We start from the raw sequence: 17,544 nt of genomic DNA, 5'->3' as shown, positions 1-17,544 counted from the left end.
GAGCCGGCGCAAACGACTTGTTCTTGGGCAAAGCATTCCGAAAGGGAATGTTACGGCCCCGCCGCCGCGACCTCCGCCGTCAGCCAGGCGCGGAACAGGGCGACATTGGCGCTGTCCTCCTGCACCGCCCGGGTCACCAGCCAATAGGATTCATGGCCCTCGACCTCAACGTCGAGCAGTTGCACCAGGCGGCCCGAGGCCAGCTCCCGCTCGACCATGAAGCGGTCGACCACCGACACGCCGAGCCCGTCGCAGGCCGCCTCGATGGCGAGGTCCAGCAGGTCGAACTCCAGCCCGCCGCGGGTGTCGACCTCGTCCAGCCCGGCGGCGTTCAGCCAGTGCCGCCAGGTCAGATAGCGCCGGTCGTCCGAGGCCAGCACATGCAGGAAGGTGAAGCGCGACAGGTCGGCCGGCCGGTCGCGGTCGATGCCCTGCAGCAGCGCCGGGGCGCAGACCGCGATGTGCCGTTCCGTCATCAGCCGCGTCGCCTTCAGCATCGGCCATTCGCCGTCGCCGAAACGGATGGCGCAATCCAGCAGGCCGCGCTCGGCCAGGCTGTCCGACAGCCTGGTGCCGAGGCTGACATCCAGCTCCGGATGGGCCCGACGCAGCCCGGGCAGCCGCGGCATCAGCCAGCGCCGGGCGAAGGTCGGCGGCACGTTGATCCGCAGCCGGTTGCGGTTGCCCTTCTCCTCGATGCCGCGCACCGCCAGCTCGACCTCGTGGAAGGCGTGCTGCAGCGCCTCGAACAGCTGCACCCCGGCGGCGGTCAGCTCCAGCCGGTGGTGGCGGCGCACCAGCAGGTCGGCGCCGAGCTGCTCCTCCAGGTGCCGCACCTGCCGGCTGACGGCGCTCTGGGTCAGGTTCAGCCGTTCCGCCGCCCGGGTGAAGCTGCCGGTCTGGCCGACGACCTCGAAGATCCTCATGGCGGTCAGGGCGGGGAGTCTGCGCATCGGGGTCGGATCTCGGCGGGTCGCGAACGCAGCATGGTATAGCGCGGATCGGCACCGGGCCGTCACGCGGCCGTGCGCGATGGTCGCGGAGATAGGACGACCCTGGGGCGGAACCGACCGCGGTCCTTCGCATTGCCCAGCAGAGGGACACCGCGGGAATCGCCGATGACCGACACCGTCAACCGCTGGCTGGACTGGTTCCAGGCCCAGCTGCCCTGGATGCCGTCCTGGGCCATCAGCGCCGGCCTGCTGGCCCTGGCCGCGGTGGTTGCCAGGGCCGTTCACAAGATCCTGTTCCGGGCCGCGACCCGCATCGTCGCCGGCAAGGACCTGTTCTGGCGCTCGCTGGTGTCGCGCACACACGGGCCGACGCGGCTGGCGGCGATGATCGTGGCGATCTCCGCCGCGGCCACCGTGGCGCCGCTGACCGACGCCCAGATCGGCATCGTGCGCCACGTCCTGTTGCTGGCCTTCATCGCCCTGCTCGGCTGGGTCGCGCTGACCGCGCTGCACATCTGGATGACCGTCTATCTGCGGCGCTTCACGCTCGACGCCGAGGACAACCTACTGGCGCGCAAGCACGTCACCCAGACCCGGATCCTGCGCCGGGTCGCGGCGACGCTGATCGTGATGGTCGCCCTCTCCGCCGCGCTGATGACCTTCGAGGAGGTGCGGCAATACGGCATCAGCCTGCTGGCCTCGGCCGGCGCCGCCGGGCTGGTCATCGGCCTGGCGCTGCAGCCGATGCTGAAGAACATGATCGCCGGCATCCAGCTGGCGGTGACCCAGCCGATCCGCATCGACGACGCCGTCCTGGTCGAGAACGAATGGGGTAACATCGAGGAGATCACCTCGACCTATGTCGTAGTCCGGCTGTGGGACTGGCGCCGGCTGGTGCTGCCGCTCAGCTATTTCATCGAGCAGCCGTTCCAGAACTGGACGCGCGAAGGCTCCGCCCTGATCGGCAGCGTCTTCCTCTATCTCGACCACACCGCGCCGGTGGAGGAGATGCGGAGCAGGCTGGACGAGATCGCCAAGGCCTCACCGCTGTGGGACGGCCAGGTCGCCGTGCTGCAGGTCACCGATTTCCGCGAGCAGGTGATGGAGATCCGCATGCTGGTCAGCGCCCGCAACTCCGGCCGCGCCTTCGACCTGCGCTGCGAGGTGCGGGAGACGATGATCGCCTGGCTGCAAGACGCGCATCCGCACGCCCTGCCCCGCTGGCGCGGCGAGCTGCAGCCGCCGGATGCCGAGGTCCAGGAGATCGTCCGCCGCCGAGCTGTCGGCGGCCGCGGGTGAGTCAGCCATCGGTGAGCGGCCTCTCATGCGACCGATTGCGATGTTCGCTATTTGTTCATATGCTGATCGGGTACTTGGCCGGTGGCTTGCATGCAGCTTTCCTTCGCCCTCGACGACCGCCCATTCCTGCCCCGGGTGCGGGACCGGCTGCTGGTCCGGCTCGGACCGCGGCGCGACGGCCGGCGCCGCGACCCGGTCAGCCAGCTGGTCTGCAGCATGCTCGGCTCCAAGACCCGGGACGAGGTCTCACGGCGCGTCTTCAGGGAGCTGCGCCGGCGCTATCCATCCTGGGACGGGCTGGGCGACGCGTCGCCGCGCGCGATCCTGCGCGTCATCTGGCCGGTGAACCTGGCGGAGCCGAAGGCCGGGCAACTGCCCCAGGCCCTGCGCATGATCGTCGCCTGCACCGGCCGCCTGTCCCTCGACCATCTCGCCGATCTGGACGAGGAGGTGGCGATGCAATGGCTGCGTCGCCTGCCCGGCGTCGGGTCGAAGATCGCCGCCGAGGTGCTGAACTTCAGCACGCTGCGCAAGCGCGCCTTTGTTGTGGACACGCAACTGCTGCGGCTCGGCGGCCGGCTCGGGCTGCTGCCGCTCGATGCCGATTACGACGCCGGGTATGAGCAGCTGATGCGCCAGCTGCCGGATGCGTGGGACGCCGAAGATCTGGCCGAGCTCCACCGCCTGATGAAGCTGCTGGGCCAGACCACCTGCACCGCCCATACCCCTTCCTGCGGCGCCTGCCCGTTGCGCGACCTGTGTCCGCGCTGCGGAGTCTGAGACGTCAGCCCGCCTTCGCCGCCGGCTTCAGCAGGTCGCCATGCACCGCCTTCAGCTTCTCGACCTTCGGGGTCGAGACCGCGCGGATATAGGGTTGGTTCGGGTTCCGGGCGGCGTAGTCGTGGTGGTACTGCTCGGCCTCGTAGAAAGCCTCCAGCGGCACCACCTCGGTCACCACCGGCGTGTCGAACAGCCGGTCCCGCTGGATCTGGGCGATATAGGCCTCGGCCACCCGCTTCTGCTCGTCGTCGGCATAGAAGATCGCCGAGCGGTACTGCCGGCCGACATCGTTGCCCTGGCGGTCCTTCTGGGTCGGGTCATGGGCGATCGAGAAGAACAGCTTGAGGATCTGGCCCAGGCTGATCTTGCCGGCGTCGTAGGTCACCTCGATCACCTCGGCATGGTCGGTGGTGCCGGTGCAGACGGTGCGGTAGTCGGCCGTCTCCCTCGTGCCGCCGGCATAGCCGGGCCGCACCGACAGCACGCCGTCGAGCTGGCTGTACACCGCCTCGGTGCACCAGAAGCAGCCGCCGCCCAGCACGATCGAGCGGCGGCCCTGCTCTTCGGCGTCCAGCTCGGGGGCGGGAAAGGACCAGGGATCGATCTTGAGGGCCATGGGATGTCTCCGGCGGCCGGGCGCGGCCGCAAGCGCGATGCAGTCTCCAAAGTGAGATCGCCGCTCCGGCAGGACAAGTCCCCGAGGTGTTCAGCCGGCGAAAGGCAGGCTTGACGCCCGCCAGGCCCAGCGTCGGCCGTCATGGCTCAGTTCGACGACGCTCAGCGGCGCGATGTCGATGCGCCAGAAGGAAGAGGCCGGCGCCGCCAAAACATGCAGGATTGCCGCCCGGATCACCGCGACATGGGTGACGGCGATGCCGTGGCCGCCATCGCCGGCCCGGGCGTCGAGCCAGGACGCGGCCCGGCGCAGCAGCGCCGACAGCGCCTCGCCGCCATGCGGTGCGGCATCCGGATCGGCCAGCCAGGCAATGACGCCGTCCGGCTCCTCGGCCTGGATCTCCTCCAGCCGCCGGCCGGCCCAGCGCCCGTGATTGCCGTCGCGCAGAGCCGGCTCTTCCACCGCATCGAGCCCGAGCGCCACCCCGGTCTGCCGCGCCCGCAGCGCCGGGCTGGTCCAGACCCGGTCGGCGCGCCGGATCATCGGACGCAGCGTCGCCGCGCGGACCAAAGCGCGCTCCTCCAGCGGCTCGTCGTCGGGAAACGCGCCCGACCGGGTGGCGGCGGTGGCGCCATGGCAGATCAGGGTCAGGCGGGTCGGCATCGGCGGGACCGTTCGGCGGAAACTCGGCCACAGCAAAGCACGACCGCGGCCGGCCGGCAGCAGCGCTATCGATCAGCCGGAAGATGCTCGTCTTGCCTTCATTCGCATCCGAATGTTGACATTTGCATGCATTTGTATACTGTGAGCGTGGGACTTGAGAATGGGCGCACGACGATGTCAGGCAAATCGGTCACGCTCAGCGCGCGGATCTCGCAGGAGGACGCAGACTTCCTGGCCTCGCTGCAACCGCCGGGAGCGGTGACGCCGAGCGACAAGCTGCGCCACCTCCTTTCCGAGGCGCGGCGCTGGCAGGAAGACGCGGCGACCTATGAGTCGAGCCTGGCACGCTATGCCGAGCTGGCGGCGCCCGCCCTGCGCCGCTGGCGCCAGGCCGAGCGTGCCGAACACATGCATTCCGAGGTGGTGCGGCTCCTGGCCGAATGGCTGCCCGAGACCATGGCATTCATGGCCTCGGCCGTGCCGGGGCCGGACGATCCGACGCCCCGGCCGGAACTCGAGGCACTCGAGGCCGGGCTCGCCGACCGCGCCTTCACCTTCATCGACACTCTGCTCCGCCTGGGTGTCACCGCGACCGCGCCGGGATATGATCCTGAGGTCGTCGCCCGGCGGATCGAACCGGTCTTCGACCTGCTCTCGGTGATGCAGGCCGCAAGACGCGCTCGTTAGAGGAGGCCATGTCCATGTCGTCCCCCCTGTCCGCCCGCGTCGGGCGCATTATCAGCGGCGGGCTGAACGCACTGATCGACGCCGTCGAGGGCATGGCGCCCGAGGCGGTGATGGAGCAGGCGATCCGCGAAGTCGATGCCGCGGTCGACGAAGTCCGCTCGGAACTTGGCCGCACTGTCGCCGCAAAGCACCTCGCCAATACCAGGCTGATGGAAGAGAACCGCCGCCACGAGGATCTGGCCGAGAAGATCGAGATCGCGGTCGGCAGCGGCCGCGACGACCTGGCCGAGACCGCGATCGCGCAGCAGATCGACATCGAGGCGCAGATCCCGGTGCTGGAGCAGGCGATCGCCCAGAATGCGGAGCGGGAGCGCGAGCTCGAAGGCTATGTCCGCGCCCTGCTGGCCAAGCGCCGCGAGATGCAGACGGAGCTGGCGCAGTTCCGTGCCAGCCGGGCCAAGGCCGAGACCGCCGGGGCCGGCGGCACCGCGCCCGGTGCCGGGACCGGCTCGGGCGTCGACGCCAAGGTCCGCGGTGCCGAGACCGCCTTCGACCGCGTGCTGCAGCGCACCACCGGCCTGCCCGGCCGCGGCGGCTCACGCGACCTGGGCGACGGCGCCAAGCTGGCGGAGCTGGAGGCCCTGGCCCGCGACAACCGGGTCAAGGAGCGGCTGGCCGCGGTCAAGGCCAAGACAAGGGACGACGGAGCCCGCTGATGGACTTTGCCCTGCAGCCGGCCAACCACCTGTTCTCCGGTGCGCTCGGGCTGATGCTGGCGATCGGCCTGGTCGAGCTGGTGGCGATGATGCTCGGCGCCAGCCTCAGCGACCTGATCGGCATGGGCCTCGACCATGATCTGCACATCGAGGTGCATCACGAGGTGGCCGGGCCGGAGGCGACCGAGGGGGCCTGGGCGGCGGCGCTGGGCTGGCTCTATATCGGCCGGGCGCCGTTCATGGTGATCCTGGTCGGCTTCCTGCTCGGCTTCGGCCTGGCCGGGCTGGCCGTGCAGTCCGTCGCCCGGTCGCTGACCGGTGATCTCCTGCCCGGCCTGATCGCGGCGTTGCCCGCCTTGGCCGTCGCCCTGCCGGTGACCCGCGGCGTCGGCCGAAGCTTTTCCCGGATCTTCCCGAAGGAGGAGACCTATGCCGTGTCGAGCGACAGCTTCGTCGGCCAGGTCGCAACGGTCAGCGGCGGCACCGCGACCGACGCCCAGTCGGCGGAGGGCAAGCTGCGCGACATCCACGGCCGTACCCATTACCTGCGGGTCCTCGCGGACATTCCCGGCGAGACCTTCCCGCGGGGTGCCCAGGTCCTGATCGTGCGCCGCGACGGGGCCGCCTTCCGCGTGATCTCGGCCGGCGCGTCCCCGGCCCTGGTCGAAACCTGAAGCGGCCCGGGACCGGCCGCCCCGACTCCCCATTTCCTCGATGACGAGATTTCACACGATGTTTGACAACTACCTGACCCTCGCGATCCCGATCGTTCTGATCCTCGTCGCGCTCATCATCATCGGCATCATCCTGACCCGGCTTTACCGGCGCTCGTCCAAGGAGGTCGCCTTCGTCCGCACCGGCTTCGGCGGCCAGAAGGTGATCGTCGACGGCGGCGCCCTGGTGCTGCCGATCCTGCACGAGATCATCCCGGTCAACATGAACACGCTGCGGCTGGAGGTGCGGCGCGCCAACGAGCAGGCGCTGATCACCCGTGACCGCATGCGCGTCGACGTGCAGGCGGAGTTCTATGTCCGCGTCCAGCCGACGGCCGAGAGCATCGCCAACGCCGCCCAGACCTTGGGCCAGAAGACGATGCATCCGGACCAGCTGAAGGACCTGGTCGAGGGCAAGTTCGTCGACTCGCTGCGCGCCGTGGCCGCCGAGATGGCGATGGAGGAGTTGCACGAGCAACGGGTGAACTTCGTGCAGAAGGTCCAGATGGCGGTGACCGAGGACCTGCTGAAGAACGGGCTTGAGCTGGAGACCGTCTCGCTGACCGGACTGGACCAGACCAACCGCGAGTTCTTCAATCCGAACAACGCCTTCGATGCCGAAGGCCTGACCAAGCTGACGATGGAGATCGAGGAGAAGCGCCGCCGCCGCAACGACATCGAGCAGGACACCGAGGTCGCGGTCCGGCAGAAGAACCTGCAGGCCGAGAAGCTGAAGCTCGATGTCGCCCGCGACGAGGAATACGCGAGGCTGCAGCAGCAGCAGGAGATCGCGATTCGCCGGGCCGAGCAGCAGGCCGGCGTCACCCTGACCGAGGCGCTGAAGCAGCGCGAGGCCGAACAGGCTCGGATCCAGTCCGAGCAGGGGGTGCAGCAGTCCCGCATCCTGGCCGAGCGCCAGGTCGAGGAGGATCGCATCGAGAAGGAGCGGCTGGTGCGCGAGAAAGACATCGCCCGCGAGCGGTCGGTGCAGATCGCCGAGGTCGAGAAGCGCAAGACGCTGGAGCTGGCGGAGCAGGAGCGCGTCATCGCCATCGCCGAGAAGTCGCAGGCCCAGAGTCAGGCCGAGGCCGCGGCGAACGCGGCCCGCGCCGCGGCGGTGCGGTCCGAGGAAGCGGTCACCACGGTGCGTGAAACCGAGATCGCCGAACGCCAGAAGGCGATCGAGCTGGTCGAGGCGCGCAAGGCGGCCGAGCGCGACGCCATCGGCCAGGTGGTCGCGGCCGAGACCGAGAAGCAGGCGGCCGAGGACCGGGCCGAGGCGATCCGCGTTCTCGCTCATGCCGACGCCGAGCGGCACCGCATCGCCGCCGAGGGCGAGAGCGAGGCCGACAAGCTGCGCGCCGCGGCGGCCGAGATCCGCTACGCGATCGACGCGACCGGCCGCAAGGCGCTGAACGAGGCCGAGAACATCCTGTCGTCCGAGATCGTGGCGCTTCGCCTCAAGCTGGCTCTGCTGGAGCGGTTGCCGGAGATCATCGCCCAGAGCGTCAAGCCGATGGAGCGGATCGACGGCATCAAGATCATCCAGGTGGATGGCATCACCGGTGGCGGCAGCGGCTCCGCGGCGGCCGGAGAAGCGGGCGGCAACCTGGCCGACCAGCTGGTCTCCACCGCGCTGCGCTATCGCGGCCAGGCGCCGCTGGTCGACGCGCTGCTGAACGAGATCGGCCTGTCGGGCGGCAGCCTCGACGGGTTGGTGCAGGCCGCAAGGACGGCCCAGCCGCCGGCCAAAGCCAACGGGGCGGCGGATCCGGGCGGCATCGCGCCGCCGGTCCGGTCCGAATAGCCCTCCAGTAACAGAACCGACAATATCCGGGCCCCGCTTCGGCGGGGCCTTCCACATCGGGAACGACCCTGTTCCCGGCACAGCGGCTTCGATTGACAGATGCCGGGCCGCGACCCATGCTGCAACCGGTTCGCCATGGATGCGGAAGCCGGTGCAATTCCGGCACGGTCGCGCCACTGTGACCGGGATGGCGTCGCCGACGCGGTTCCGGAAGTCAGACCTCACCATGGCCCGGTGCACATCAACGGGACGCGTTTATCCCAGGGGAGCGCTATCATGTCCGACATCACTGCCGCGGCACGGCCCATTTCCATCCCCGTCGGCCCGATCCCGGTCGGCGAGGTGCTGCCCTGGGCGGTGTTCGCCGGGCTGATCCTGCTGCTGGCGGTGTATTTCGTCGGCGCCGAGCAGGGCGCGACCGCGCTCTTCTCCGGCAGCTATGTGCACGAATTCGTGCATGACGGCCGCCATCTGCTCGGCTTCCCCTGCCACTGAGGCCAACCGCCATGGTTGGAAGCCTTCTGCTGCGCGGCATGCTGGTCGGCGTGCTGGCGGGGCTGCTCGCCTTCGGCTTCGCTCGGATCTTCGGCGAACCGCAGGTGGACCGGGCCATCGCCCTGGAAGGGACGCTGGGCCATTCGCATGACCATGGCGACCATGACCACGCTGCGGCCCCGGCCGGCGGCGAGGCGGAGGAGCCCGAGCTGGTCAGCCGCGAGACCCAGGCCGGTCTTGGCCTGCTGACCGGCGCGGTTGTCTACGGCGCCGCCATCGGCGGGCTGTTCGCGCTGGTCTTCGCCTTCACCTATGGCCGCGTCGGCCGCCTCGATGCCCGCGCCACCGCGGCGCTGCTGGCGCTGGCCGCCTTCATCGCGCTGGTGGTGGTGCCCGGCCTGAAATATCCGGCCAACCCGCCCGCGGTCGGCAACCCGGACACGATCGGCGAGCGCACCGCGCTGTTCTTCGTCATGCTGGCGATCTCGGTCGCGGCCCTGGTGCTGGCGGTCAACCTCGCCCTCGGCCTGGCCCGGCGCCAGGGCGGCTGGACCGCAGGCCTGATCGCCGGCGCCGTCTACATCGCGATCATCGCCGTCGCGCAGATCGCCCTGCCGGTGGTGAACGATGTGCCGGAGGGCTTCCCGGCCGACCTGCTGTGGCAGTTCCGGATCGCCTCGCTGGGCATGCACGCGGTGCTGTGGGCCACGATCGGCCTGGCCTTCGGCGCCCTGGCCGAGCGGTCCTTCGCCCGCCGCACCGGCGGACGGTTCGCACTGTCCCGCTGACCCGCTACGCCGGCAGCAGATCCGCGAAGCGGCCCAGCCGTGCCGAGTCCTCGACCGGCACGGCCGGGCCGGTGCCCCAGTCGACGATCCGGCAGGGCACCCCGGCCGCCCGGGCGCAGGCCAGGTCGATGCCGGTGTCGCCGACATAGACCGTCTCGCCCGGCGCCACGCCCAGCGCCTCGAGCGTGTGCAGCAGCGGCCGCGGGTCCGGCTTCACATGCGGCGTGGTGTCGGCGCCGACCAACGCGGACAGGTGCTGCAGCAGCCCGAGCCGGTCGAGCACCAGCTCCGCCAGCGCCTGCGGCTTGTTGGTGCAGACCCCGAGCCGGATGCCCGCGGCCCGCAGCGCCGGCAGCGCCGTCGCCGCATCGGCATAGAGCCGGGAGTCCGCCACCGGCCGGGCGGCGTAGTAATCGAGGTAGATCCGGGTGTCGCGGTCGACATCCTCCGCCGGCAGGCCCAGCGCGCGATGCAGCTTGGCCACCAGCGCCCGCGCCCCCTCGCCCACCAGCGTCTCGATGAAGGCCACGGCTTGAGCCGGCGCGCCGCGATCGGCCAGCATACGGTTGACCGCATGGGCGATGTCCGGCGCGCTGTCCACCAGGGTGCCGTCGAGATCGAAGATGGCGGCCTTCATGCCGGATCTGCCTGCTGTGGGTCCGGCCTAGCCGGTGATGAACCGGTAACGGCCGGTGACCGGAAAGTCGAGCAGCCGATCCTCCAGCCGCGTGCCGCCGCCGATGTTGTGGACCACCAGCGGCGCCCCACCGGCGCCGGTTTGGCCGGTGACGATGGCGATGTGCGGCAGATTCCCCGGCAGCATCTGAGTGACCAGGTCGCCCTCGGCGAAGTCCGCCGGCGATTCGGCGGGCAGCGCCCGTCCGTGGCGGCGGAAGAAGGCCTGCAGGTTCGGCACCCGGCGGTGATCGATGTTGCGGTCCGGCCGCGACAACCCCCAGGACCGGGGATAGCGCGAGAAGTTGGTCCGCATGTCCTCGTGGACCAGGCGCTGCAGGTCGATGCCGAAGGCGTCGCGATAGGCGCGGATCACCACATCGGTGCAGACGCCGCGATCGCGCGGCACGTCGCCGTTGGGATAGGCCAGCCGGACATAGGCCGGATCGTAGGTCACGGTCACGCCGATCTGAGCCTCGGCCGCCGCCACCAGCCGTCGCGGCCAGTCCGGCGCCTCGGCCCGGGCGATGCGGCCGGCGACCGGCAGAAGACCGAAAGAGAGGAAGAGGCGACGTCGAAGCATCCGGCGATCGAAGCAGCATCCGATGGCCGGATTGCGGCAGACGGTTCAGCCGATGCGGCGGAACGGATAGGCGTCGCGGATGCGGGCGTTCACGAACCGGCCCTTCGACTCCGCCCGCAGCAGCTGCCGGTAGACGCGGTCCGGGACGGGATAGTAGCGATACACGGCGCCGCCGGCATATTCGACGTCGAGTGCCTTGGTCCGCGGATCATAGCCGACGGAGTTTACGGCGCTGGAGTCGAGTGGAGCCCGCCTGATGCGCGGCATGGCACAGCCTCCTTCCCTCTCGAATGGCCCGCGATCCCGGCGGGTTCCAGCCACGCGGTCGGTCCTGTAAATCCGCCTCTATCCGAACCGCCTCCTGGTGCCCTAATATCGTCGTACAATTTGCCTTTGGTGGGGCGCCGACGCAAAGTGCGGCGCTTGGAGGAAAGAAGACGATGGCCGGCCAAGATCGATCGCGACCGCTGCGGTCCCAGCAGTGGTTCGACAACCCCGACGACCCGGGGATGACTGCCCTGTATATCGAGCGCTACCTGAATTTCGGGATCACGCGCGAGGAGCTCCAGTCCGGCAAGCCGATGATCGGCATCGCCCAGACCGGGTCGGATCTGTCGCCCTGCAACCGGCATCACATCGAGCTGGCGAAGCGGGTCAGCGCCGGCATCCGCGCCGCCGGCGGCGTGCCGTTCGAGTTTCCCTGCCATCCGATCCAGGAAACCGGCAAGCGCCCCTCGGCCACGCTGGACCGCAACCTCACCTACCTGTCGCTGGTCGAGGTGCTGTACGGCTATCCGCTCGACGGCGTCGTGCTGACCGTCGGCTGCGACAAGACCACCCCGGCGCTGCTGATGGCGGCCGCCACCGTCAACATCCCGGCCATCGCCCTGTCGGTCGGGCCGATGCTGAACGGCTGGCACAAGGGCGAGCGGGTCGGGTCCGGCACCATCGTCTGGCGGTCGCGCGAGCGGCTGGCCACCGGCGAGATTAACTACGACGAATTCATGGACATCGTCGCCGCCTCGGCCCCGTCGGTCGGCTACTGCAACACCATGGGCACGGCCTCGACGATGAACTCGCTGGCCGAGGCGCTGGGCATGCAGCTGCCGGGGGCGGCCGCCATCCCGGCCCCCTACCGTGAGCGCGGCCAGATCGCCTATGTGACTGGCCAGCGCATCGTCGAGATGGTCGAGCAGGACATCAAGCCGTCCGACATCATGACCCGCGAAGCGTTCGAGAACGCGATCGTGATCAACTCCGCCATCGGCGGGTCGACCAACGCGCCGATCCATCTGAACGCCATCGCCGGCCATCTCGGCGTGCCGCTCGACAACGATGATTGGGAGAAGATCGGCCACGACATCCCGCTGCTGGTCAACCTGCAGCCGGCCGGGGAGTATCTCGGCGAGGACTTCCATCAGGCGGGCGGCGTGCCGGCGGTGGTGGCGGAGCTGCTGAAGGCCGGCCTGCTGCCGCATCCCGAGGCGGTCACGGTCAACGGCCGCGGCATCGGCGACAACTGCCGCGACGTCGAGAACCTGAACCCCGAGGTGATCCGGCCGGTCGACCGGCCGCTGAAAGCCCATTCGGGCTTCCTGAACCTCAAGGGCAATCTGTTCGACAGCGCGATCATGAAGACCAGCGTGATCTCGCCGGAATTCCGCGACCGCTATCTGGCGAACCCGCAGGACCCGGAGGCCTTCGTCGGCAAGGCCGTGGTCTTCGACGGGCCCGAGGACTACCACCACCGGATCGAGGATCCCTCGCTCGAGATCGACGCGTTCTCGATCCTGGTGATCCGTGGCACCGGGCCGATCGGCTATCCCGGCGCCGCCGAGGTGGTGAACATGCAGCCGCCGGCGCGTCTGATCCAGCAGGGCGTCCACGCCCTGCCCTGCATCGGCGACGGCCGCCAGTCCGGCACCTCGGGGTCGCCCTCGATCCTGAACGCGTCGCCCGAGGCGGCGGCCGGCGGCGGCCTGGCCCTGCTGCAGACCGGCGACAAGGTCCGGGTCGATCTGCGCCAGCGCACTGTGAACGTGCTGGTCTCCGATGAGGAGCTGGCGCGCCGGCGGACCGCGCTGGACGCCCAGGGCGGCTACAAGTACCCGGCGAGCCAGACCCCGTGGCAGGAGATCCAGCGCGGCATGACCGACCAGCTGGCCGGGGGCATGGCGCTCAAGCCGGCGCTGAAGTACCAGCGCGTCGCCCAGACCATGGGCGTGCCGCGCAACAACCACTGAAGTAGGAGCCAGTCCCTTTACTGTCATTGCCGGGCTTGACCCGGCAATCCAGAAGATGTCGACAGCCTCTGGATGCCCGGGTCAAGCCCGGGCATGACAGCTTTGGGTTTCGTTATTGCTCCGAGCGACCTCGATGCGGGGCGATCCTTCAGATCACCCGCACCAGGTCGTGGAACAGCCCGCCCATCCGCTCCGCGGTGCCGCGCGCGACCTCGAGGATGTGCTCGTGGTCGAGATCGGCTCCCGGCAGGCCGGCGGCGAGGTTGGTGACCAGCGATAGGCCCAGCACCTCGGCGCCGAGATGGCGGGCGGCGATCGCCTCCAGCACCGTCGACATGCCGACCATGTCGCCGCCCCAGCGGCCGACCATCTGGATCTCGGCCGGGGTCTCGAACATCGGGCCGGGGAAGCCGACATAGACGCCTTCGGTCAGCGTCGGGTCCAGCGCCTGCGCCGCCTGCCGCAGCCGGGGCGAGTAGCAGCCGGTGAGGTCGACGAAGCGCGGCCCCAGCTTCTCCGGATTCGGCCCGAACAGCGGCGACACGCCGGTGAAGTTGATGTGATCGCGGAGCAGCACCGGCTCGCCCGGCTTCATGCCCGGCCGCAGCCCGCCGCAGGCGTTGGTTAGGACGATGATCTTCGTCCCCGCCAGCACCATGCTGCGCACGCCATGCACCACCTCGGCCGGCGGGTGGCCCTCATAGAGATGCACCCGCCCGGCCATCACCAGGATGCGCCGGTCGCCGGCCCGGACGCTGCGGAACACGCCCTTGTGGCCGAGCACGGTGGTCGGCGGGAAGCCGGGGATCTCGGTGAACGGCACCTCGGCCACGGTCTCGCCGATCCTGTCCACCGCCGGCCCCCAGCCGGAGCCGAGCACGATCGCGGCGTGATGGTCGGCGCCAAGCTTCTGCTTCAGCGCCGCGGCGGCGGCTTCCGCCAGGACATAGGGGTCTTCCATCGCGGCGTCTCCTCTTCGGGCGTTCAGGCCATGGCCCGACGCCGGCGCCGCCCGCGGGCGACGACCAGCGCGACCAGGGTGATGACATAGGGTGCCATATCGGTGAGCTGGTTCGGCAGCCCCCGGCCCTGAAACCGCAGGCCGGCGGCGTCGGCGAAGCCGAACAGCAGGCAGGCCAGTGCGACGCCGACGGGATGGCCGCGGCCCAGCATCACCGCCACCACCGCGATCCAGCCTCGCCCGGCGCTCATATCCTCGGCGAACAGGGTGACGCTGCCGAGCGACAGCTGCGCCCCGGCCAGGCCGCACAGGGCACCGCCGGCCAGCACCGCGGCGACGCGGGTGCGGGCGACATCGGCGCCCAGCGTCTCCGCCGCGTCCGGCCGCTCGCCGACGCCGCGCAGGCGCAGGCCCCAGACCGTGCGGAACAGGAACACGGCGATCACCGCCACCAGGATCCAGGCCGCCCAGGTCAGCACGCTGTGGCTGCCGAAGACGCGGTTGAACCAGGGCACCGCCGCGATCCGCGGCAGCACCACGCGCGGCAGGTCCTGCATGGTCGGGTCGGTGAAGGTGCCGGACATGCCGAACAGGATGCGCAGCAGGAAGGCGGTCAGGCCGGAGGCCAGCAGGTTGAGGCCGATGCCGATGACGATCGGATCGCCGCGGAACCAGGTCGAGCCGAAGGCCAGGATGGCCGAGAACGCCATGGTGCCGATGAGGGCCACAGCCACGCCGCCGGCGACGCTGCCGGTATACCAGGTGCCGGCGATGGCGGCAAAGGCGCCGATCAGCATCTGGCCTTCCAGCGCGATGTTGAACACGCCGGCGCGGTCGCACAGCACGCCGGCCAGGGCGGCCAGCAGGATCGGCGTCACCGCCTGGATGGTCTGGGCGAACAGCACGGCGTTGAACAGCGACAGCCAGTCCATCACCGTCGCCTCAGGCCGTGCCGCATGGCCAGCAGCAGGATGATCACCGCCTGCAGCACCAGGGTCAGCACCCGCGGCACCTCGGTCGCCCGCTCCATGGCGAAGCCGCCGGTCTGCAGCGCGGCGAAGAACAGCCCGGCGCAGACGGCGCCGATCGGCTCGCCCATCGCCAGCAGCGCCGCCATCAGCCCGGACCAGGTGTAGGCCGGCGACAGCAACGCGTTGTCGGTGAAGCGGAACTGGTCGCCCAGCACCAGCATGGCGCCGACCAGCCCGGCGACGGCGCCGCTGGCGAACAGGGTCCGCACCGTCTGGCGGCCGAGATCGACCCCGCCATAGGCGACGAAGCGCGGGTTCAGGCCGCGGAGCCGCAGCTCGTAGCCGGCGGCGCCGCGCCGGTCGACGAACACGGTCACCGCAATCACCAGCAGCAGCAGGACGAGGCCCCAGGTGATCGGCGTGCCCGGCACCAGCACCGGCAGCCGCGCCGCCTCCTCGAGCCGGTAGGTCTCGGGCATGCCGGTCGCCGGGTCGCGCAGCGGGAACCGCGCCAGGTAGGAGCTGACGCCCTGGGCCGGGTAGCTGAGCAGCAGGGTCGAGATCAGCAGCGGCACGCCGAACCGCACCTCACCCCAGGCGGCCAGCGCGGCATAGGCTCCGGAGACGGCCATCGCCGCCAGGATCGCCGCCGCCAGCCGGACCTCGCCGGGGGCCGGCAGGTACAGCGCCACCACCGCCGCCACCAGCCCGCCCAGCACCAGCTGGCCGTCGCCGCCGAGATTGACCATGCCGCCCCGCAGCGGGATGGCGGCGACCAGGGTCATGCCGACCAGCGGCACCGCCCGGGCGACGGTCTCCGCCAGGTTCGGCCCGACCACGGCGCCGGCCAGGATCTCGCCATAGACCGCCACCGGGTCATGCCCGGCGGCCAGGGTGATCAGCGCTCCGATGACGAGCCCGCCGAGGATCGCCCACAGCACGGAAGAGGTCGCGGCGCCGCGGAGAGCAGTGGCGGCGGCGGTCATGAGCGTCTCGGGCGGAGCAAAACCGAGTCCCCCCTCCCCTCCCGCAAGGGGAGGGGGGACAAGAAAGGGAGCCGTCCTGGTGTGAACGCGCCCCTCATGCCGCCGCCCCCGTCACCCCGGCCATCAGCAGGCCGAGGCTGGTCTCGGTGGCCTCGGCGCCCGGCACCTCGGCGATCACCCGGCCTTCGTACATCACCAGGACCCGGTCGGAGAGGGCGAGGATCTCGCCGAGCTCGGCCGAGACCAGCAGCACGGCGCGACCCTTGTCGCGCTCGGCCACCAATTGGCCATGGATGAACTCGATGGCCCCAACATCGACGCCGCGGGTCGGCTGTTCGGCGATCAGCACCGGCGCCTGATGGTCCAGCTCGCGCGCCACCACCACCTTCTGCAGGTTGCCGCCGGACAGGGTGCCGACCGCCACGCCCTCACCCGGGATCTTGATGCCGAAGCGGGCGATCAGGCCGCGCGCCCGGTCGCGCATCGCCGCGCGGTCCAGCACGCCGCGGCGGGACAGCGGCGGCCGGCGGTGGAAGCCCATGGACAGGGTGTCGGCGGCGCTGGCGCGCAACGCCGTGCCGGTGTGGGCCCGGTCCTCCGGCACATAGGCGATGCCGGCAACGCGGCGGCCGGCCACCCCGGCGGCGGTGACGTCGCGCCCGTCGACCCGGATCGACCCGGCATCGGCGGCCCGAAGCCCGGCCACGATCTCGATCAGCTCGGTCTGGCCGTTCCCGGCAATCCCGGCGATGCCGACGATCTCGCCCGCCCGCACGGCGAAGGAGATGCCGTCGACCGCCGGCTTCCCCGGCGCCGCCAGAACCAGCCCCTCGACCTCGAGCAGCGCCCGGCCCGGTTCGGCCGGCGCCTTGTCGACCTTCAGCGTCACGTTGCGGCCGGTCATCGCCCGGATGATCGCCTGCGGGTCGGTCTGGGTCGTGACCATGCGGTCGGCCACGCGGCCGTCGCGCAGCACGGTGATGCGGTCCGTCACCGCCATCACCTCATGGATCTTGTGGGTGACGAACAGGATGGTGCGCCCGTCCGCCGCCAGGCCGCGCATCACCTGGAACAGCCCGTCGCGCTCGCCCGGGGTCAGCACCGCCGTCGGCTCGTCCAGGATCAGGATGTGGGCATCGCGGTACAGCGCCTTCAGGATCTCGATCCGCTGCTTGACCCCGACCGGCAGCGTGCCGACCCGGGCATCGGGATCGATCGGCAGGCGATGGCGCGCCGCCAGCTCCGCAACCTTCCGGCGGGCAGCGGCGCGGTCGATGAACGGCCCGCGCCGCGGCTCGGCCCGGTAGGCCACATTCTCCCAGACCGTCAGGCTGTCGAACAGCTTGAAGGCCTGGTGCACCATGCCGAGGCCGGCGGCGATGGCGTCGATCGGCGAACGGAACGGCCGCTTCCGGCCGTCGATCACGATCTCGCCCTCATCCGGCTGCACCAGCCCGTACAGGATGCCCATCAGGGTCGACTTGCCGGCCCCGTTCTCGCCCATCACCGCATGGATCTCGCCGGCCTCGACCGCCAGGTCGACCCGGTCGTTCGCCAGCACGCCGGGGTAGCGCTTGACGATGCCGCGCATCTCCAGGAACGCCACGG

At 70.4% G+C, this 17,544-nt stretch carries 19 protein-coding genes; 9 read left to right on the top strand and 10 right to left on the bottom strand.

All coding sequences use genetic code 11. The features are described 5' to 3' along the window. Positions 1-50: 50 nt before the first annotated feature. Positions 51-953, bottom strand: a complete 903-nt coding sequence (locus QFZ27_RS18945) for a LysR substrate-binding domain-containing protein (protein WP_429227930.1) — start codon at positions 951-953, stop codon at positions 51-53. 165 nt (positions 954-1,118) lie between these two features. On the opposite strand from QFZ27_RS18945, the gene QFZ27_RS18940 reads away from it, so the two are divergent. Both QFZ27_RS18940 and QFZ27_RS18935 read left to right on the top strand, forming a co-directional pair. Further along, complete coding sequence (locus QFZ27_RS18940) at positions 1,119-2,252, top strand: mechanosensitive ion channel family protein (protein ID WP_429227929.1); 1,134 nt, start codon at positions 1,119-1,121, stop codon at positions 2,250-2,252. A gap of 90 nt (positions 2,253-2,342) precedes the next feature. Next, complete coding sequence (locus QFZ27_RS18935; RefSeq protein WP_429227928.1) at positions 2,343-3,032, top strand: endonuclease III domain-containing protein; 690 nt, start codon at positions 2,343-2,345, stop codon at positions 3,030-3,032. A 4-nt stretch (positions 3,033-3,036) separates the two neighbouring features. Here the strand turns inward: QFZ27_RS18935 and msrA are convergent, their stop codons facing one another. Then, positions 3,037-3,648: a peptide-methionine (S)-S-oxide reductase MsrA gene (gene msrA / locus QFZ27_RS18930; protein WP_429227927.1), complete on the bottom strand. Its 612-nt coding sequence runs from the start codon at positions 3,646-3,648 to the stop codon at positions 3,037-3,039. Positions 3,649-3,738: 90 nt separating this feature from the next. Beyond that, positions 3,739-4,311 (bottom strand): histidine phosphatase family protein, encoded by a 573-nt coding sequence (locus QFZ27_RS18925; protein WP_429227926.1) that lies wholly within the window; start codon positions 4,309-4,311, stop codon positions 3,739-3,741. A 174-nt stretch (positions 4,312-4,485) separates the two neighbouring features. On the opposite strand from QFZ27_RS18925, the gene QFZ27_RS18920 reads away from it, so the two are divergent. The 6 genes from QFZ27_RS18920 to QFZ27_RS18895 all read left to right on the top strand — a co-directional run bounded on the left by QFZ27_RS18920 (position 4,486) and on the right by QFZ27_RS18895 (position 9,517). Next, positions 4,486-4,998 (top strand): hypothetical protein, encoded by a 513-nt coding sequence (locus QFZ27_RS18920; RefSeq protein WP_429227925.1) that lies wholly within the window; start codon positions 4,486-4,488, stop codon positions 4,996-4,998. 14 nt (positions 4,999-5,012) lie between these two features. After that, positions 5,013-5,714: a PspA/IM30 family protein gene (locus QFZ27_RS18915; protein ID WP_429227924.1), complete on the top strand. Its 702-nt coding sequence runs from the start codon at positions 5,013-5,015 to the stop codon at positions 5,712-5,714. Further along, entirely contained in the window at positions 5,714-6,388 is a 675-nt protein-coding gene (locus tag QFZ27_RS18910) for a YqiJ family protein (RefSeq protein WP_429227923.1), read from the top strand. Before QFZ27_RS18915 ends, QFZ27_RS18910 begins: the two co-directional genes overlap by 1 nt. Before the next feature lie 58 nt (positions 6,389-6,446). Next, positions 6,447-8,234, top strand: a complete 1,788-nt coding sequence (locus tag QFZ27_RS18905; protein WP_429227922.1) for a flotillin family protein — start codon at positions 6,447-6,449, stop codon at positions 8,232-8,234. 276 nt (positions 8,235-8,510) lie between these two features. Next, positions 8,511-8,729, top strand: coding sequence for a CbtB domain-containing protein (locus tag QFZ27_RS18900; RefSeq protein ID WP_429227921.1), 219 nt, complete (start codon positions 8,511-8,513; stop codon positions 8,727-8,729). A gap of 11 nt (positions 8,730-8,740) precedes the next feature. Beyond that, entirely contained in the window at positions 8,741-9,517 is a 777-nt protein-coding gene (locus tag QFZ27_RS18895; RefSeq protein ID WP_429227920.1) for a CbtA family protein, read from the top strand. 4 nt (positions 9,518-9,521) lie between these two features. Here QFZ27_RS18895 and gph read toward each other — a convergent pair whose 3' ends face one another. From gph to QFZ27_RS18880, 3 genes are read right to left on the bottom strand one after another with little or no spacing between them, the layout of a single operon-like run. Next, entirely contained in the window at positions 9,522-10,154 is a 633-nt protein-coding gene (gene gph, locus QFZ27_RS18890) for a phosphoglycolate phosphatase (RefSeq protein ID WP_429227919.1), read from the bottom strand. Between the two features lie 27 nt (positions 10,155-10,181). Then, the gene (locus QFZ27_RS18885) at positions 10,182-10,775 is read right to left on the bottom strand and encodes a DUF1287 domain-containing protein (RefSeq protein ID WP_429227918.1); all 594 of its coding nucleotides are present in this window, start codon (positions 10,773-10,775) and stop codon (positions 10,182-10,184) included. A 45-nt stretch (positions 10,776-10,820) separates the two neighbouring features. Then, positions 10,821-11,042 (bottom strand): KTSC domain-containing protein, encoded by a 222-nt coding sequence (locus tag QFZ27_RS18880; protein ID WP_429227917.1) that lies wholly within the window; start codon positions 11,040-11,042, stop codon positions 10,821-10,823. Between the two features lie 173 nt (positions 11,043-11,215). Here QFZ27_RS18880 and QFZ27_RS18875 point away from each other — a divergent pair, with 173 nt between their 5' ends. Then, positions 11,216-13,018 carry an IlvD/Edd family dehydratase gene (locus QFZ27_RS18875; protein WP_429227916.1) on the top strand — a complete coding sequence of 601 codons (1,803 nt, stop codon included), beginning with the start codon at positions 11,216-11,218 and terminating at the stop codon, positions 13,016-13,018. A 148-nt stretch (positions 13,019-13,166) separates the two neighbouring features. On the opposite strand, the gene QFZ27_RS18870 is transcribed toward QFZ27_RS18875, so the two are convergent. The 4 genes from QFZ27_RS18870 to QFZ27_RS18855 form a co-directional block, all read right to left on the bottom strand. Beyond that, positions 13,167-13,979, bottom strand: a complete 813-nt coding sequence (locus QFZ27_RS18870; protein ID WP_429227915.1) for a purine-nucleoside phosphorylase — start codon at positions 13,977-13,979, stop codon at positions 13,167-13,169. Between the two features lie 23 nt (positions 13,980-14,002). Beyond that, a complete protein-coding gene (locus QFZ27_RS18865) occupies positions 14,003-14,911 on the bottom strand; it encodes an ABC transporter permease (protein ID WP_429227914.1) in 909 nt (302 codons plus the stop codon). Continuing rightward, complete coding sequence (locus QFZ27_RS18860) at positions 14,911-15,936, bottom strand: ABC transporter permease (RefSeq protein WP_429227913.1); 1,026 nt, start codon at positions 15,934-15,936, stop codon at positions 14,911-14,913. Before QFZ27_RS18860 ends, QFZ27_RS18865 begins: the two co-directional genes overlap by 1 nt. A 94-nt stretch (positions 15,937-16,030) precedes the next feature. Beyond that, positions 16,031-17,542 (bottom strand): ABC transporter ATP-binding protein, encoded by a 1,512-nt coding sequence (locus QFZ27_RS18855; RefSeq protein WP_429227912.1) that lies wholly within the window; start codon positions 17,540-17,542, stop codon positions 16,031-16,033. Between the last annotated feature and the right edge of the window lie 2 nt (positions 17,543-17,544).

Source organism: Inquilinus ginsengisoli, from assembly GCF_050434925.1.
GTDB classification, from domain to species: Bacteria; Pseudomonadota; Alphaproteobacteria; order DSM-16000; family Inquilinaceae; genus Inquilinus; species Inquilinus ginsengisoli_B.
This window is presented reverse-complemented; position numbering and strand designations above follow the sequence as displayed.

What these genes read in the sequence shown, in the direction of transcription:
- QFZ27_RS18935 (WP_429227928.1), top strand. Translation starts at nt 2,343, where the DNA reads ATGCAGCTTTCCTTCGCCCTCGACGACCGCCCATTCCTGCCCCGGGTG.
- QFZ27_RS18880 (WP_429227917.1), bottom strand. Translation starts at nt 11,042, where the DNA reads ATGCCGCGCATCAGGCGGGCTCCACTCGACTCCAGCGCCGTAAACTCC.
- QFZ27_RS18870 (WP_429227915.1), bottom strand. Translation starts at nt 13,979, where the DNA reads ATGGAAGACCCCTATGTCCTGGCGGAAGCCGCCGCCGCGGCGCTGAAG.
- QFZ27_RS18900 (WP_429227921.1), top strand. Translation starts at nt 8,511, where the DNA reads ATGTCCGACATCACTGCCGCGGCACGGCCCATTTCCATCCCCGTCGGC.
- msrA (WP_429227927.1), bottom strand. Translation starts at nt 3,648, where the DNA reads ATGGCCCTCAAGATCGATCCCTGGTCCTTTCCCGCCCCCGAGCTGGAC.
- QFZ27_RS18905 (WP_429227922.1), top strand. Translation starts at nt 6,447, where the DNA reads ATGTTTGACAACTACCTGACCCTCGCGATCCCGATCGTTCTGATCCTC.
- QFZ27_RS18860 (WP_429227913.1), bottom strand. Translation starts at nt 15,936, where the DNA reads ATGACCGCCGCCGCCACTGCTCTCCGCGGCGCCGCGACCTCTTCCGTG.
- QFZ27_RS18915 (WP_429227924.1), top strand. Translation starts at nt 5,013, where the DNA reads ATGTCGTCCCCCCTGTCCGCCCGCGTCGGGCGCATTATCAGCGGCGGG.
- gph (WP_429227919.1), bottom strand. Translation starts at nt 10,154, where the DNA reads ATGAAGGCCGCCATCTTCGATCTCGACGGCACCCTGGTGGACAGCGCG.
- QFZ27_RS18875 (WP_429227916.1), top strand. Translation starts at nt 11,216, where the DNA reads ATGGCCGGCCAAGATCGATCGCGACCGCTGCGGTCCCAGCAGTGGTTC.
- QFZ27_RS18940 (WP_429227929.1), top strand. Translation starts at nt 1,119, where the DNA reads ATGACCGACACCGTCAACCGCTGGCTGGACTGGTTCCAGGCCCAGCTG.
- QFZ27_RS18895 (WP_429227920.1), top strand. Translation starts at nt 8,741, where the DNA reads ATGGTTGGAAGCCTTCTGCTGCGCGGCATGCTGGTCGGCGTGCTGGCG.
- QFZ27_RS18920 (WP_429227925.1), top strand. Translation starts at nt 4,486, where the DNA reads ATGTCAGGCAAATCGGTCACGCTCAGCGCGCGGATCTCGCAGGAGGAC.
- QFZ27_RS18945 (WP_429227930.1), bottom strand. Translation starts at nt 953, where the DNA reads ATGCGCAGACTCCCCGCCCTGACCGCCATGAGGATCTTCGAGGTCGTC.
- QFZ27_RS18910 (WP_429227923.1), top strand. Translation starts at nt 5,714, where the DNA reads ATGGACTTTGCCCTGCAGCCGGCCAACCACCTGTTCTCCGGTGCGCTC.
- QFZ27_RS18925 (WP_429227926.1), bottom strand. Translation starts at nt 4,311, where the DNA reads ATGCCGACCCGCCTGACCCTGATCTGCCATGGCGCCACCGCCGCCACC.
- QFZ27_RS18865 (WP_429227914.1), bottom strand. Translation starts at nt 14,911, where the DNA reads ATGGACTGGCTGTCGCTGTTCAACGCCGTGCTGTTCGCCCAGACCATC.
- QFZ27_RS18885 (WP_429227918.1), bottom strand. Translation starts at nt 10,775, where the DNA reads ATGCTTCGACGTCGCCTCTTCCTCTCTTTCGGTCTTCTGCCGGTCGCC.